Here is a 13,907-nt window from a genome sequence, read left to right as displayed (position 1 = left end):
GGCCTGTAGCAGCGCCGCCATGCGGATATTGCTCCAGGCCGAAGCATAAAAAAGGCGGCATCCGCTGCCGCCTTTGTTCCGGTAAAGACTTTTACCGGCGGATCACCACCAGCTTCTGGTTCACAAACTCTTTGATCCCCAGATCCGACAGCTCACGCCCGTAACCAGAACGCTTCACCCCGCCAAACGGCAGCTCTGCCGCGGTATCGGTGAGCCAGTTGATCCACACCATCCCGGTTTCGATCTTCGAGGCCATCTTTCTGGCACGATCGGTATCTTTACTGAAGATCGCGCCGCCCAGACCGTAGTGCGAGTCGTTGGCGAGCTTTACCGCCTCCTCATCATTTTTCACCACATAAATCTGCGCCACCGGGCCGAAGAACTCTTCGAAGTACGCAGGGTTATCGCGGGTGATATTGGTCAGGATGGTCGGCTCAAAGAAGCTGCCCTCGCGTTGCACCGGTTTGCCGCCGTAATGCAGCGTGGCACCATTTTTCACCGCCTCATCGACCTGCTTTGTCAGGGTTTCCAGCGCGTCTTTAGAGGAGAGCGGCCCAAGCGTGGTGCTCTCGTCCAGCGGATCGCCAATCTTCACCTGCTTAAAGGCTTCGGTGTACTTCGCCAGGAACTCCTCCGCCACTTTCTCGTGGATAATAAAGCGTTTGGCTGCGGTACAGACCTGTCCGGCATTGGCCAGGCGCGCATTGACGCCAATTTTTACCGCCTTCTCCAGATCGGCATCGTCCAGCACCACAAAGACGTCGTTACCGCCCAGCTCAAGGGTCGATTTTTTGATGTGCTTCGCCGCCTGGGCCGCCACAACGCTACCGGCCTTCTCAGACCCGGTCAGCGCCGCGCCCTGCACACGATCGTCAGCGATGATATTGGCCACCTGATCTGAAGAGATAAACAGGTTGGTCCATGCCCCATCCGGGGCACCGGCTTCACGCACCAGATGGGCGAAAGCCTCGGCACAGTGCGGCACGATGCTGGCATGTTTGGCGATAACCGGGTTACCCGCCGCGAGGTTCGGCGCCAGCACGCGCATCAGCTGATAGTAAGGGAAGTTCCACGGCTCTACGGCCATCACCACGCCGATGGGGTGATGCTCCACCCACGCTTCGCCAAGCTCCGACGGATACTTCACCGGCGCAAGAAACTGCTTCGCATTGTCAGCGTAGTAGCGGGCTATCTGGGCGCAGAGTTTTACCTCGCCACGGCTCTGGGCTATGAGTTTACCCATCTCCTCGCTGGCGATTTTTGCCAGCTCTTCAGTGCGGGAATCAATAAGGTCCGCCAGCTTATGCAGCACCGCCAGGCGCTTGTCGATACTGCCCTTTGACCAGTCGGAATGGTAGAGCGCATCAGCCGTATTCAGCGCCGCTTCGACGTCAGCATCAGTATGAGAAGGATATTCTTTGATGAGTTTGTTGTTGGCAGGATTCACTGTCTGATAGGCCATTGTTGCCTCCTTTTTTACCGCTTGGGGTATTAAGAGTAGTCAAAATAGCTGGTTTCGCAGGTAAAGTTAGGTATACAGGGTGTGCCACCCGGCGGGTGGCGTGAGATATAATTGCTCCATTCAGGCGACGCAGCGTTCGTTCCAGCTGTCTTTGAAGACAATCTTTTCCTATTCGCTTTTTTTTCTGGCAAGAGATTTTTCTAATACACCAATAACGTTTAAACATACGTAGAATACAACAAGCCATAACGCGGCATAAACGAACTTCATTGGCCACACGACAGGCAACATAAGGCAAACTATAAACCCGCCTACAAATAATACGGCTTCAAACAAACTCCAGATCTGAACCGTCAAGAATATCAAAGCCTTTAAAATATGCTTATACATACAGGAGAAAAAATTGCTATTTTTCATTTAATTTACTGTCACGATTTCTATTTTTCTAAATAGAGCCACCATCGTTGGCTTGCTATAAAAACCGCTTCCACAAAGGGTTTTACGAGGGTGAAGCCAATTATATCGAGCGCGCCACCTTCAGGTGGCATCTGTTATTTTAGATCACTAAAATTTCCCGCGAACCGCATTACCCCACTGTTCATCGGTAGTTTCTGGAATATCGCTATAATCGATTTCCTTATCAGACTTTTCTGCCAATGCTAACAGTTCATTAGTATGCAGGATAATATGTAGTGGCATATCATCGCGTTTGAGTCTCACCACTGCATGCTTTTTCATGTCCATATGAATTAACGTACTCCTGTAGCAGTAAGATTAATCACAGGGATAACCAGATTTTCCTGAGCGTAGAACATTGTAAGATTACTGAAAGAGTAGATACGCCCTGATAACTTAACATTGATAGTATTTCCGTAGCCGCTAATTATGGCACTGCCATTATCTGAAACAAGAAAAGGCTCACTTTCCCTGAGCTGCTCTATCGTCTGATTTTTTTTATCCAGGTAATAACGATAGACATCAGGCACGGTTGCCCCACCCCCATACTGCGTGACGTAAAGCGTCACGTTTTCTGAAATCTCCTTTTGCATCACTAAACGATCGTCGCTTCGACTCTCCATGAAGTATTCATAAGAAAAATAGCCTGCAACGATAATAAGTAACAGGATGGTGATCAGCCGATGTAACCATTTAATAGCCGTGCTGACGTGCATAGTTTATTCCCTGTTTAATCCAAAACTGATCGCGCGGGTCGTCACCATAGGGAAATTCGCCATGCCATGCACCCCATTGTGGACGCGACGTCTTAGCATGTGACTGCGCAAAACCCGCTCCCATATAGAGCGTTTTCTCAGGTATACCCGCGGCAAATCCTGTTGCACCATAATTAAAATTGCCAAAATTTGCCAGTTTTCTGTCTTGCTGTTTGTAATCCCAGGGCCCTCGATTCCGGACTTTTTGATAGAACCAGTAATAAGTTTGCGGCAAGGCCATATTTCTCGACATTCCATTTATACGCGCCTCGCGCATATTCTTATGAATAAGATCCAAACCCTCTTTGGGTAATAATGGTATAACGGCCATATATTCATTCCTTTGATAATTTCACCTATAAGTCCATGATGCGTCGTCGCTATTTTATTTAACCCTGAATTTTATACCACTATTCTAATCACATAACGACCTCTCCCAAATTATTCCAGGCGACACCTTTGTCCGCTCATGCTATAAGCACCGAACCCCCTTTATCCCTCACACCGGTGACCGCTATGCCCCATACCCGCCAAGTCAATCAGACCTTCATACGCCAGCCCGGTATTGAGCTGCGCAGCACCTGGCAGAGCACCCAAGCCTATAAGCGTCACAGCCATGCTCAGCTCTCCATTGGCGCCATCCTCGAGGGGCAAACCTGCTGCACCTGCAACGGCGAGCCGTTTACGCTTTATCCTGGCGACCTGATTGTCATCCCCGCGCATCTGCCGCACAGCTGTAACCCCGTTGCGGGACAACCCCGCAGCTACCACATGCTCTATCTGGAGACTGACCTTCAGCCCGCCATGCAGGTGATCCGCAGCGAAGCGCTTTTCCGCCAGTATCTGGCTGTGGTTGACACGCTGTCGCCCGAAGCTATCGATGCCCTACTGGCAGCGTTGAAAGAAAACCCCTCTCCGCCTGAAACGCTACGCCCCTCCAGCCTTGCACTGTTACAGACCTTACGCCACAGCCTGCAGGCACCGCCCTCGCTGGATGTCTTAGCCCAACGCTTTTCACTGCGCAAAGAGACGTTAATCAGAACCTTTAAGCAGGATACCGGCCTGACGCCCGGCACCTTTCTGGCCATCTCAAGGGTAGAGTTCGCCAAAGCCCGCCTGCGCGCCGGGGACAACATCGCCGACGTCAGCTACCAGAGCGGCTTTGCCGATCAGAGCCACTTCCATAAAACCTTCGTCAGCTACACCGCCGCTACGCCGCGCCAGTACGCCACCGGGCGATCAATATCCGACAATAATTAGCGCGCCATCCCCTGTAGCCTGACCTCAGTTTTGTTGATGAGGTCACTATGGAACTGACTCCCGCTCTCTTCCCGCCCGCTTTTCTGGCGCTCGCGCTGGCGCACTTCGTCGCCCTGCTCAGCCCCGGTCCGGATTTCTTTTTGCTGATGGGTTTCGCCGCCCGTCATCGCCTGCGCGGCAGCGCCGGGCTGTGCGTGGGGATAGCCCTGGGCAACGGGCTTTATATCCTGCTGGTGATCGTTGGCGCCAGCGCGCTGCGCCAGTACACGCTATTGTTTAACGCCATTGAACTCCTGGGCGGGCTGTATCTGCTGTGGATAGGCTGGCATCTGCTCCACAGTCGCGCCCGCACCCTGAAGCTGGATAATGCGGAGCCGGAACGCCCCGGCTGGCGCAGGCAGCTTCTGCTCGGCCTGGGGTCGGCGGTATTAAATCCGAAAAATGCCCTCTTTTATCTGGCGCTGATGACCGCCCTGCTCGGGCCGAATGTGACGCTGCTCCAGCAGTCGGTGAGCGGCATCTGGATGGTCACGGTGGTGCTGGCGTGGGATCTGGCGGTGGTGTCGTTCATCGCCCTGCCCGCCGTTCAACGTCGGCTGAGCGACCACATCTGGAAGATGGAGCGCGTGGCGGGGATGGTGCTGATTGCGTTTGGCACAGGGATTTTATGGCGATTCTTCTTACCCTTGTGAATGCAGAGAAAACGCCTGATGGCGCTACGCTTATCAGGCCTACACCCCCCCCCGCGCACTCCTCGTAGCCCCGGTAAGCGCAGCGCCACCGGGGAAAATGCCCGCTCCCTTGCCCCTTCGCCTTTTCTCCCTCTATCCTTAACCCTATGGAAAAACTCGCTGAACTCAAACGCGCCAAGCTGCTGGCGCTATCGCTGCTGCTGATTGCCGCCGCGACCTTTATCGCTACCCTCTTTCTGCCACAAACCTTCTGGGTGCGCGGCGTAAAAGCCATTGCCGAAGCGGCGATGGTTGGCGCGCTGGCGGACTGGTTTGCCGTGGTGGCCCTGTTTCGCCGGGTGCCGATCCCCTTTATTTCGAAGCATACGGCGATTATCCCGCGTAATAAGGACCGGATTGGCGACAATCTCGGCCAGTTCGTGCAGGAGAAATTCCTCGATACTCAATCGCTGGTGGCGCTCATCCGCAAGCATGAACCGGCGCTGCTTATCGGCAACTGGTTCAGCAAGCCGGACAACGCCGAGCGCGTCGGGCAGCATATCATGCAGGTGATGAGCGGTTTTCTGGAGTTGACCGACGACGGGCGCATTCAACGGATGCTGAAGCGGGCGGTGCATAAAGCGCTGGATAAGGTCGATTTCAGCGAAACCAGCGCCGCCATGCTGGAGAGCATGACGAAAAACGGGCGTCACCAAGTGCTGCTGGACGCGGTGATTAATCGCCTGATTACCCTGCTGCAGCGCGACAGCACGCGCGATTTTATCGCCGCGCAGATCGTCCACTGGCTGAAGACCGAACATCCGCGCAAATCGATGGTGCTACCCACCGAGTGGCTGGGGGATCAGAGCGCCGAGGTGGTTTCAAACGCGGTGAACGCCATCCTGGATGACGTCAGCCACGATCGTACCCATCAGATCCGCCAGGCCTTCGACCGCGCGGTGCATAAGCTGGTCGATAACCTGAAAAACGACCCGGAAACCGCGGCCAAAGCCGAGAACATCAAAACGTATCTGAAGAATGACGAGGCGTTTAACCGCTATCTGGGCGAAATGTGGGCCGACCTGCGCCAGTGGCTGAAGGCCGATATGCAGCGCGACGACTCCCGCGTGAAGCAGCGTCTCGCCAATGCCGGGCTGTGGTTTGGTGAAACCCTGGTGGCAGACAGCAACCTGCGCGCCTCGCTGAACGAACATCTGGAGCAGGCCGCACATCGCGTGGCGCCCGATTTTGCCCGCTTCCTCACCCGCCATATCAGCGACACGGTAAAAGGCTGGGATGCCAAAGATATGTCCCGCCAGATTGAGCTCAACATCGGCAAGGACTTACAGTTTATCCGCGTCAACGGCACGCTGGTGGGCGGCACGATTGGGCTGATTTTGTTTTTACTCTCGCAACTGCCGGAACTCCTGCCGCTGCTGGGCCGCTAAAAAAGGCCGGATCGCCGGCCTTCTGCGCATTATTCCAGCCAGCCGCCCTGATCGATCTCCAGCAGCAGCAGGATGGTTAACGCCTGGGCGTAGGGCACCGGGGCCATCGCGATATCGCAGTAATACTGAATATCCCAGCCCAGCATGGTGCCGCGGGAGGCTTCCCGCACAATCCCCTCCTCGTCAATGCGCGCTATCACCGCGTCGAACGCCCGCAGGGCATGCCTGCTCACCGACGCATCCAGAATCCCCATCCGCACGCCGCGCAGCATCCCCCAGGCGATACCCGCCGTGGCGGAGGACTCCTGGGGCGAGAGCGGATCGTCCAGCACCGTGTGCCACATGCCATTCTCCGCCTGTAGCTCGCACAGCGTGCGCACCTGACGCGTCACCACCTGCGCCAGATAGCGACGCACGCTGGCGTCCAGATGCTCGCCCATCAGCGCGATAAATTCCGGAATGGCGACGGTGATCCATGCGTTGCCACGCGCCCAGAACGCCCCGGCGAAATGGTGCTTATCGACAAAGGTCCAGCCGTGATACCACAGCCCGCTTACCGGATCGCTGAGATAGCGGGTATGGAGCAGGAACTGGTAGCTCGCCTCGTCGATCAGATCCCGGCGTTTGAGCACGATCCCCGCCACGCCGAGGAACAGACAGGTCATAAACAGCGTGTCATCCCACAGCTGGCCGGTGTTCGCCTGCTCTTTCACCACGTGCTGGAATCCGCCCTCTTCGGTTTTTGGCAGATCGCGCAGCAGGGCGTCGGCCCAGTCGTTGACCGTCTTAAGCAGATCCTGACGCTGATGATGCCCGGCCACCAGCGCCAGGGCGATCATCGGCGCGGTGGTGTTGATCTGCATCTCCGGCAGCCCTTTCGCAATCTGCGTTTCGTACCACGCCAGAATCGACTGCTGCAGTACCGCATCCTGCTGGTGTTCCGCAAAGCGCCAGAAGCCATACAGCCCGACACCAATCTCCCACTCCCACTCTTCAAAGTTGATGGAGAACCCGTCTCCAGCCCCCACTTCATCAAGATTTTTCAGTCGGCAGAAACCGCGCACCACGCGATCCAGTATTTTACTCTGCTGCGCGCTGTTCATGCTGTCGCCCCTTCTACAAATGTTTCTGCATGGGCCAGTAATGCCCCGGTATCGGCGGCACGCGCGAGCGCCAGGCGTTGCTGCTGATGCCCCAGGCGGCCAGAGGCGATAAACAGCGCATCCGGGAACAACTTCCCCGCCAGATACTGCGCCGTCTGGAAGGCGAGCACATTCTCCTCGCCCCAGAACGCCATCACGTCGCAGCCCCGCTCATCGTGCCAGTAGCGATAACCCAGCAGCGTGGATTTTACCCGCCGCCACAGCACCGCCGGGAAGTGCTCTCCCCGATGGCGATGCCAGAGGAGGAGCAGCGACAGGAGTGAAAACACCGAGCCCGCCTCCCGGGCGCTGACGCGCGTCAGGGTGCTGTACAGCAGCGCGTCGAGTTCCGGGCCATATTCCCGCTGCGCCATCAGCGCCAACAGGCGTTGGCCGCTATCGTCGTGGGCCGTCGTACTGTGCGCAGGCGGCGTGTACTGCCGTGGGGCGATGAGCTGCGGGCACGCGTCCGGCAGCCCATAGTCAAGCGGGGTCGCGTCGAGGTAGACCATTTGCAGGGCAAATGTCGTATCGCGTTCAAACAGTTCATCCAGATGGATCAGCAGGCGGTTTTTACCGGCGCTCAGCGCCAGCGCGACCTCGGTGTGCTGCATGCGGTTGCGGGTGAAGGGCGTAAAGCAGACCAGCGGCTCGTCGTCACGCCAGAGCCGCACGCCGCCGCAGGTCGTCAGACGAAAGGTAAAGGTGCCGCTATGGGGCGCAAAAAGATCCACCCGCAGCCAGCGCTGCAGATGGTACGCCAGCGGATAAAAGCCCGAAAAAGAGAGAATGTTGTTGTCGCCGCTAAAACCCCTTCCCGGCACGGCAGGGCCTGGGCGGGCTCCACCCGCCGCCGGGCGTGGGTCTTCAGGAACACCCGACGGCAAAACGACGGCGCATCCGGTCCCACCTCACAGGTGGGCTCTGTCGTTTCACCGGTATAGAACTCGGCGAAGCGCTCCGCTTTTGCCGCTGACCCCAGAAAACGCGTGAGTGCGTCACCCTGTGTTAGCTGCCAGTCACCTTGCGACATATCTTCCTCATCAGCCCGTCCATTACGCCGCTATCATCAGCAGATTGGCCTTGCGGGGCGAGCAGCCCAGGAGGGAGACTGATGGGATATGCCTGGCAACTCACAAACCGGACGACGGTCAGCGATGCAGCGTGATGCCGATCACACCACGTAACCGGCAAGGAAGGAGAATGATGAGGGCGATCACGTCAGGTTTTTAGCCCTCTCCATCTGACGTGATATTGATCACACTAAGGCTTTAGTGCCTTCAGCTCTTCGCTCAGGCTGTCCGCCAGGGCGCGCACGCGGGAGGCATCGAACAGCACGTGCATGCCGGGAGAAGCATCGGCGTGCTTTAAGCAGAAATCGTCCAGTTCGGCGGCGCTGCGATAGAGCTCCTGGATGTTGATCTGGCAGATTTCGCGCATGCTCCAGCTGTTCTCCACCTCGCGGGCAAAGCGCAGGGTAAAGAACGCCTTCTGGGCATGGACAAACAGATGGCAGTAGAGGGCAAAGCCCTGCCACTCCTCCAGCCAGCGGCGTTTCAGCGCATACGGGAACGCGGCGGTGTCGGTAAAGCGCAGGGCCGCTTCCTGTAAGGTCTGCGAGGCGTCCCAAGCCTCGTCTTTTTCGCGGGCAATGCGCGCCAGCGACGCGGCAGAGGCTTCAACGTCGCTGGCGCTGAAGAAAATATCGCGCTCCGAACCCGGTAGCCAGTGGTTGCGGTTGAGCTGCCCGTAAAGGCTCCACACTGCCTGGCCATAGCTTTCCGGCACCTGACTGTGGCGATGAAAAACGTGATCGCGCACGTAGATGGCGCCATAGAGCACCTGCCCGGCCTGCTCCAGCAGGGCGTGGAAGGTGGCAAAAGTGTCGGTATCCGGCTGCCAGCCATAGCGCTCATCCAGCCAGCTATTCAGCAGTTGCGCCACGCTAAGGTGGCTGCCATCGCTGGCTAACATCCGGCTACAGGCCACCAGATTGCACTCGCTCAGGGTGCCCATCACCCAGTGGTTATCCACCCCTTCCCAACTGGCTTTGCACACCACGCCGCGGATCGCCGGATTCGAGCGGCACCACAGCAGGCGCCCCTGCAGTTCGTCGATGCGCAGCCAGGGAAAGACGCCCCAGCCCACCTCTTCGCCCACCAGATCGATATCCGCCCACACTTCACGCTCCTCCACCGCCAGCAGGGCCGGGTTATTGGGAAACGACGGCCAGAAACGTTCCGGGGTGAGTTTAATGGAGACGCTGACGCTCTGGGGCTGCGGGCGGATCGCCTCCAGCACGTTGTGCAGATCGTGATTGCCCGCCGGAAACACCCGCAGCACCAGGTGTTTATTTTCAGCCTGCATGGTGCGGGACATGGCATTAAAGCAGCAGCTATAGATGGCCAGGCTCCGGGCGTCGCGCTGGACCTGATTGACCTCGCCCTCTGCCTGTAACTCCCAGTTAGGGCGCGACACGGGCAGCAGGCCGTCGGTGCTGGAGATAGCGACCAGCAGGCCGCTAATGGCAGGAATCCGCTGGCAGATCAGGGCGATTTTACGGGTCAGGAACCCGCACCAGAAATCAACGTCGAGGCGCACGCCGTGGCCCGGCTCAAACAGGTGCGGGTGCGCCAGCAGCAGTTCGGTAGGGAAGCTGAACTCTTTGGCCTGCAGGTAAAAACGCAGCCCCTTTTGCTGGCAGAGTTGGCCCAGCCGGTTGAGGTAGACGCAGCGGGCACGCTGCTGGCTGGAGAGGCGGTCGTTGTCGAGATGCGGCGTGTAGCCTTTCGGGGAGACCAGCTTGTCGAACAGATCCGCCTGCCCGACAACCACGGTGTTAAAGTCATGCGCGACGGCCCAGTCCACCAGTTCGCAAGCCTTTTCCCAGTTCCAGTAAGCCTGATTATTCAGCTCCAGCGCCCGCGTCTGCCACATAGATCCCTTCCCTTTGTCATCCGGTTAGCCAACCGGCATTACTACCACAGAAGGGCGAAGTAATGTGCAGACTACCGCACATTATCATTTATCCCCGGCGGGCGGCGTGATGATATAGCGCGTCGGCGCGAAACAGTTAAGAAACAGGTGCATAAGGAACACGATCGTCAGGGTCGCCACCAGCGCCACCGTCACCGAGACAATACGGTAGAGATCGCTGAACACCAGGTCGCCGTCCGGGTGCATGTTCTGGCCGAACATGATGCCGATGGTGGTGATGCTGGCAAAACCGACCCCGGCTCCCACCTTCTCCATCACGTGCAGGCGGGCGCCAAACGCCAGCCCGAGCCCAATCAGCGGCATCATTAGCAGCATGTGGCTGCTGTGATCGTAGAGCACCATCTGCACCAGCAGAATATAGAGGCAGCCGAGCACCACCCCCACCACGCGCCACAGGGAGCTCATTACCGCGCCGCGATAGTGCATCGGGAAGAGGATCAGGATGCCCGCCATCAGCGCCGACAGCGAATCGCTGAGATCGCTTATCTGGAACACCACAAAGATCAGCGTCGCCACGGTCCCGGAGAGCAGCGATTCATGGCGCACGCGGGCGGCATCTTTCTCCAGCCGCGGCGGTGGCGTGCGTGGCTCGACATCCGGCAGCAGATAGTGCATCAGCGCGCTTAAGCAAACCGCCATCACGCTGGCTTCGAGGTTGGAAAAGAGCAGCGTGTGCCAGTTGGTGGTGGGGTAGCTCATAAAGTTGAGCATGGTGCTCTGGCACACCACCCCCATCGAGCCAAAGAGGAACAGCGGCCCCTGGCTCATAAAGCGAAAACGCATCACGTAGAGGCCAAACACCACCAGGGTCATGATCATCGGCCATTGCGCCAGATAACCGATGATAAACACCATTTCAATGCAGTTCAGGGCGGAACTGAACACAAACTGTTTTGCCACGTGGCGGTTAAAGACCGGCACCAACGACAGCAGCATAATCGGGTAGATGACGAAGAAGACGCCATAGCTGGTGTTGTAGAAGCTCGACACGCTCAGGGCGATCATCCCGGCAAAGACGATGCGCAGCGTCTGGCGAAAGTCGTTGGCGGTATAGACAATGTTGCCGTGCGGGGTAAAGACCCGCGCCAGGGTATTAATAGACATAATCAGTACACATAGTGCAGCAGGCTGACGAGGTGGATCTGCATGCCGGAGAAGAAGCGGGCAAACGGACCTTCGCTGTTATAGAGCTGCACGGTGGCGCGCGCCCCGGTCGGCAGGTGCTTTGGCAGCGGCTCGTCCAGCGCCACGTGAATGCGCATGCGCTGCGCGTCACGCACCCAGCGGTTGGAGGTTTCCGGCTCAGAGAGCTGGCCGTTGACGGCCTCCTGCCCGGCCAGAATACCGGCGTCGCTGCTGGTGACGTGGGCGCGGAAAACGTGGCCCGGGAAGGCGTCAAACACCACGGCGGCATCGGTTCCCTGACGGGTATGGCGCAGGCTCTTTTCCCGGAAATCGGCGACGATATCGCTCTGGTTATTCACCAGCGCCAGCGCCGCCGAACCGGAGGTGGCATAAAAACCGGGGCTCAGCTGCACGTTACTGACGGTCCCATCCGCCCCGGCGTAGATTTTCGTCCAGCGGAGATTGAGTTCCGCCTCGTCCAGCGCATTACGGTATTTTTGCAGGGTCACGTTACGCTTTTCGTCGCGCTCGCCGCGCTCAATGCGCAGCTGATGAATGGTGGCTTCCAGATTCGCCACCGCCTGCTCGCTGCCCTGCCAGGTGGTGCGGACTTTATCCAGATCCGCCCGGGAGACGTTCTGCAACGTGCTGAGTTTCTGATAGCGATCGAAGGTGACTTTGTCGTTACGGGCGGTGAGCTGGGCGGTTTTCAGGCTCGCCTGGGTCGCCACAATTTGCGCGTCCAGCTGCTGATTGGCGAGACACGCCTGTTCCAGCGCAATCTGCGCCGCTTCCACTTTATTACGGAATGGCGTTGGATCGAGTTCAAACAGCAGATCGCCCCGCTTCACCTGGCTGTTGTTATGCACGTGCACCGCCGCCACATAGCCGGAAACGCGCGCGGAAACGGGCGTCACCACGCGCATCACCGTGGAGTCCGGCGTCAGCGGGATCCAGATATCGGCGATAATGAAATAGACAAACATCAGCAGGAAAGAGGCAATACTTACCCTTACCCAGCGGGCAAACTTTTGTTCAGGGGTCATGATTATTCGGTCTTGTTATCTTCTTCGCGGATAGTCCGCAAGTTGCAGGCGATTTGATTGAGTGTGGCGCTGAAAATCTCCAGATGTTCCGGGGCGATATTCTGCGATACCCGCTCCTGGAACGTCTCGATAATCCGGGTCAGGGTTTTCAGCACCGCGTTACCCTCGGGTGTGAGCGTCAGCAGCCGGATACGCTTGTCATAAGGCGATGTGGTGCGCAGCAGGTAGCCCTGCTTTTCCAGCTGTGAAAGGGTGCGCATCAGCGGCGGCAGTTCAATGCCCTGCACCTCCGCCAGTTCGCTCACCGAGACGTTATCCCCCAACTGCTTTAACTGCATCATCACCGTCCAGCTCGACTGGGTTAACCCGGTGTCGAGAATGGCATCGTCAATCACTGCGCGCCACTGACGCACAATCATTGCCATCCGCATGCCCATCGGCCTGCGGCAGAACAGATCTTCTTCACGCATGGGAGGTCCTCGCTTCACACGCTGAGAAGATAATAGTTATCAGGGTAAGTATCAAGAAACGAGGGTGTTAAGCGCAGGAATTGCGAAAGCGGGCAGAGCGTTCATCCCCTGGCAGGTATCAAAATCAACAGCGCTTTTTCCAGGCTTTTTTGTGCCGTCATCCTTCGTTCAATAGAGGTCGCTTGCAGAATCAAGCACGTTGATCAAATTTTTTAAACAACCCGGTCAGATTGGTCACAGCGAATTTACGATAAATATTGCGTCGATGATGGCTTACTGTTTTTCCCGTTACGTCCAGATAGCGGGTAATTTCTTTATTCTTTTTCCCCGACACAATATAGGGCAGCAGCATGGTTTCCATACGGGTTAACCGTTGTTCTTTTTCAAGATGGTGCCAGCGGGCATTTTTAAAAATAGTGACCGGCTGATCTTCCTGGGCAAGATGGGCAAGACATGCGCTTAACTTTCGCACGGCACTTTTACAGTCGATGGTATAATCGGCAATAGTATTAATGAGAATATTTTCAATCGTGCTTTCGTAGCACACATCCCGGGTGATAAAAATAAAATAGCTCTGCTCGTACCGGTTTTTTAGATCCAGTAGGGCATGCAGAACTTTGATATCAGACTCACCATAATCCACTACAATCGCTTTGGTGCGAGAAAGATCCTCTTTCGTCACTTTTTTGATGTCATCAAGATAATGCACCTGCTGAAACGACGGCGCGTCGAACATTAACTGTTCAACCAGCATGGCAAACCCCTGCTGGAAATATCTACAGGATGTTAAAACTATTACCATTCCCTTTAACCTCACCATCACTGTGGATTTATTAATAATCAGTGAGAATGTATTAATTTGCAATTAACAGTTTTCCGGGGGATTGTAGGAATATTCTCAAGTAATTAGCGGCATTTCGTGCTATCGCGCACAAAAAATGATATTTAAAGAAAAGTTTAATCAGTTATAACAGCAAGATATCCGACCACTTAAGACTTTTCCAGGCAAGGAAAGAACAATCCCACCCTCAATATTATTTTCTTTTGTTATGCTGCAAAATGTAACGAAGGATTA

The 13,907-nt window shown here is 56.4% G+C and carries 14 protein-coding genes; 3 read left to right on the top strand and 11 right to left on the bottom strand.

Annotated features, from left to right (window positions below; translation table 11 throughout):
• Positions 1 to 91: 91 nt before the first annotated feature.
• From C2U54_RS07810 to C2U54_RS07790, 4 genes are all read right to left on the bottom strand, one after another.
• A complete protein-coding gene (locus C2U54_RS07810; protein WP_103178115.1) occupies positions 92 to 1,462 on the bottom strand; it encodes an NAD-dependent succinate-semialdehyde dehydrogenase in 1,371 nt (456 codons plus the stop codon).
• A 564-nt stretch (positions 1,463 to 2,026) separates the two neighbouring features.
• The gene (locus C2U54_RS07800; protein ID WP_103178113.1) at positions 2,027 to 2,206 is read right to left on the bottom strand and encodes a hypothetical protein; all 180 of its coding nucleotides are present in this window, start codon (positions 2,204 to 2,206) and stop codon (positions 2,027 to 2,029) included.
• Between the two features lie 5 nt (positions 2,207 to 2,211).
• Positions 2,212 to 2,634, bottom strand: coding sequence for a hypothetical protein (locus C2U54_RS07795; protein WP_103178112.1), 423 nt, complete (start codon positions 2,632 to 2,634; stop codon positions 2,212 to 2,214).
• The gene (locus C2U54_RS07790) at positions 2,612 to 3,004 is read right to left on the bottom strand and encodes a polymorphic toxin type 44 domain-containing protein (protein WP_103178111.1); all 393 of its coding nucleotides are present in this window, start codon (positions 3,002 to 3,004) and stop codon (positions 2,612 to 2,614) included. The genes C2U54_RS07795 and C2U54_RS07790 overlap by 23 nt, the downstream gene beginning before the upstream one ends.
• Positions 3,005 to 3,189: 185 nt before the next feature.
• Between C2U54_RS07790 and C2U54_RS07785 the strand changes: the two genes are divergently transcribed.
• From C2U54_RS07785 to C2U54_RS07775, 3 genes are all read left to right on the top strand, one after another.
• Positions 3,190 to 3,933 carry a helix-turn-helix transcriptional regulator gene (locus C2U54_RS07785; RefSeq protein WP_103178110.1) on the top strand — a complete coding sequence of 248 codons (744 nt, stop codon included), beginning with the start codon at positions 3,190 to 3,192 and terminating at the stop codon, positions 3,931 to 3,933.
• Positions 3,934 to 3,980: 47 nt separating this feature from the next.
• Complete coding sequence (locus C2U54_RS07780) at positions 3,981 to 4,625, top strand: LysE family translocator (protein WP_103178109.1); 645 nt, start codon at positions 3,981 to 3,983, stop codon at positions 4,623 to 4,625.
• Positions 4,626 to 4,771: 146 nt separating this feature from the next.
• Positions 4,772 to 6,052, top strand: a complete 1,281-nt coding sequence (locus C2U54_RS07775; protein WP_103178108.1) for a DUF445 domain-containing protein — start codon at positions 4,772 to 4,774, stop codon at positions 6,050 to 6,052.
• Between the two features lie 29 nt (positions 6,053 to 6,081).
• Here the strand turns inward: C2U54_RS07775 and bglB are convergent, their stop codons facing one another.
• The 7 genes from bglB to C2U54_RS07740 all read right to left on the bottom strand — a co-directional run bounded on the left by bglB (position 6,082) and on the right by C2U54_RS07740 (position 13,586).
• Positions 6,082 to 7,155: a beta-galactosidase BglB gene (gene bglB, locus C2U54_RS07770; protein WP_103178107.1), complete on the bottom strand. Its 1,074-nt coding sequence runs from the start codon at positions 7,153 to 7,155 to the stop codon at positions 6,082 to 6,084.
• Positions 7,152 to 8,018 carry a hypothetical protein gene (locus C2U54_RS07765; protein ID WP_103178106.1) on the bottom strand — a complete coding sequence of 289 codons (867 nt, stop codon included), beginning with the start codon at positions 8,016 to 8,018 and terminating at the stop codon, positions 7,152 to 7,154. The genes bglB and C2U54_RS07765 overlap by 4 nt, the downstream gene beginning before the upstream one ends.
• Before the next feature lie 439 nt (positions 8,019 to 8,457).
• Complete coding sequence (locus C2U54_RS07760) at positions 8,458 to 10,131, bottom strand: hypothetical protein (protein WP_103178105.1); 1,674 nt, start codon at positions 10,129 to 10,131, stop codon at positions 8,458 to 8,460.
• Between the two features lie 84 nt (positions 10,132 to 10,215).
• Entirely contained in the window at positions 10,216 to 11,295 is a 1,080-nt protein-coding gene (locus tag C2U54_RS07755; protein WP_103178104.1) for a DUF2955 domain-containing protein, read from the bottom strand.
• A gap of 2 nt (positions 11,296 to 11,297) precedes the next feature.
• Positions 11,298 to 12,365: an HlyD family secretion protein gene (locus C2U54_RS07750; protein ID WP_103178103.1), complete on the bottom strand. Its 1,068-nt coding sequence runs from the start codon at positions 12,363 to 12,365 to the stop codon at positions 11,298 to 11,300.
• Positions 12,365 to 12,832, bottom strand: a complete 468-nt coding sequence (locus tag C2U54_RS07745) for a MarR family winged helix-turn-helix transcriptional regulator (protein ID WP_103178102.1) — start codon at positions 12,830 to 12,832, stop codon at positions 12,365 to 12,367. The genes C2U54_RS07750 and C2U54_RS07745 overlap by 1 nt, the downstream gene beginning before the upstream one ends.
• Before the next feature lie 190 nt (positions 12,833 to 13,022).
• Positions 13,023 to 13,586 carry a helix-turn-helix transcriptional regulator gene (locus C2U54_RS07740; RefSeq protein ID WP_158251046.1) on the bottom strand — a complete coding sequence of 188 codons (564 nt, stop codon included), beginning with the start codon at positions 13,584 to 13,586 and terminating at the stop codon, positions 13,023 to 13,025.
• Positions 13,587 to 13,907 lie beyond the last annotated feature (321 nt).

This window comes from Leclercia sp. LSNIH1, assembly GCF_002902985.1.
In the GTDB taxonomy this organism is placed as follows: Bacteria; Pseudomonadota; Gammaproteobacteria; order Enterobacterales; family Enterobacteriaceae; genus Enterobacter.
Note: the sequence above shows the minus strand (reverse complement) of the source record. Positions and strands in the feature narration are given on the sequence as shown.

Coding starts and splice junctions, on each gene's coding strand:
- C2U54_RS07810 (WP_103178115.1), bottom strand. CDS start 1,462: ATGGCCTATCAGACAGTGAATCCTGCCAACAACAAACTCATCAAAGAA.
- C2U54_RS07800 (WP_103178113.1), bottom strand. CDS start 2,206: ATGGACATGAAAAAGCATGCAGTGGTGAGACTCAAACGCGATGATATG.
- C2U54_RS07795 (WP_103178112.1), bottom strand. CDS start 2,634: ATGCACGTCAGCACGGCTATTAAATGGTTACATCGGCTGATCACCATC.
- C2U54_RS07790 (WP_103178111.1), bottom strand. CDS start 3,004: ATGGCCGTTATACCATTATTACCCAAAGAGGGTTTGGATCTTATTCAT.
- C2U54_RS07785 (WP_103178110.1), top strand. CDS start 3,190: ATGCCCCATACCCGCCAAGTCAATCAGACCTTCATACGCCAGCCCGGT.
- C2U54_RS07780 (WP_103178109.1), top strand. CDS start 3,981: ATGGAACTGACTCCCGCTCTCTTCCCGCCCGCTTTTCTGGCGCTCGCG.
- C2U54_RS07775 (WP_103178108.1), top strand. CDS start 4,772: ATGGAAAAACTCGCTGAACTCAAACGCGCCAAGCTGCTGGCGCTATCG.
- bglB (WP_103178107.1), bottom strand. CDS start 7,155: ATGAACAGCGCGCAGCAGAGTAAAATACTGGATCGCGTGGTGCGCGGT.
- C2U54_RS07760 (WP_103178105.1), bottom strand. CDS start 10,131: ATGTGGCAGACGCGGGCGCTGGAGCTGAATAATCAGGCTTACTGGAAC.
- C2U54_RS07755 (WP_103178104.1), bottom strand. CDS start 11,295: ATGTCTATTAATACCCTGGCGCGGGTCTTTACCCCGCACGGCAACATT.
- C2U54_RS07745 (WP_103178102.1), bottom strand. CDS start 12,832: ATGCGTGAAGAAGATCTGTTCTGCCGCAGGCCGATGGGCATGCGGATG.
- C2U54_RS07740 (WP_158251046.1), bottom strand. CDS start 13,586: ATGCTGGTTGAACAGTTAATGTTCGACGCGCCGTCGTTTCAGCAGGTG.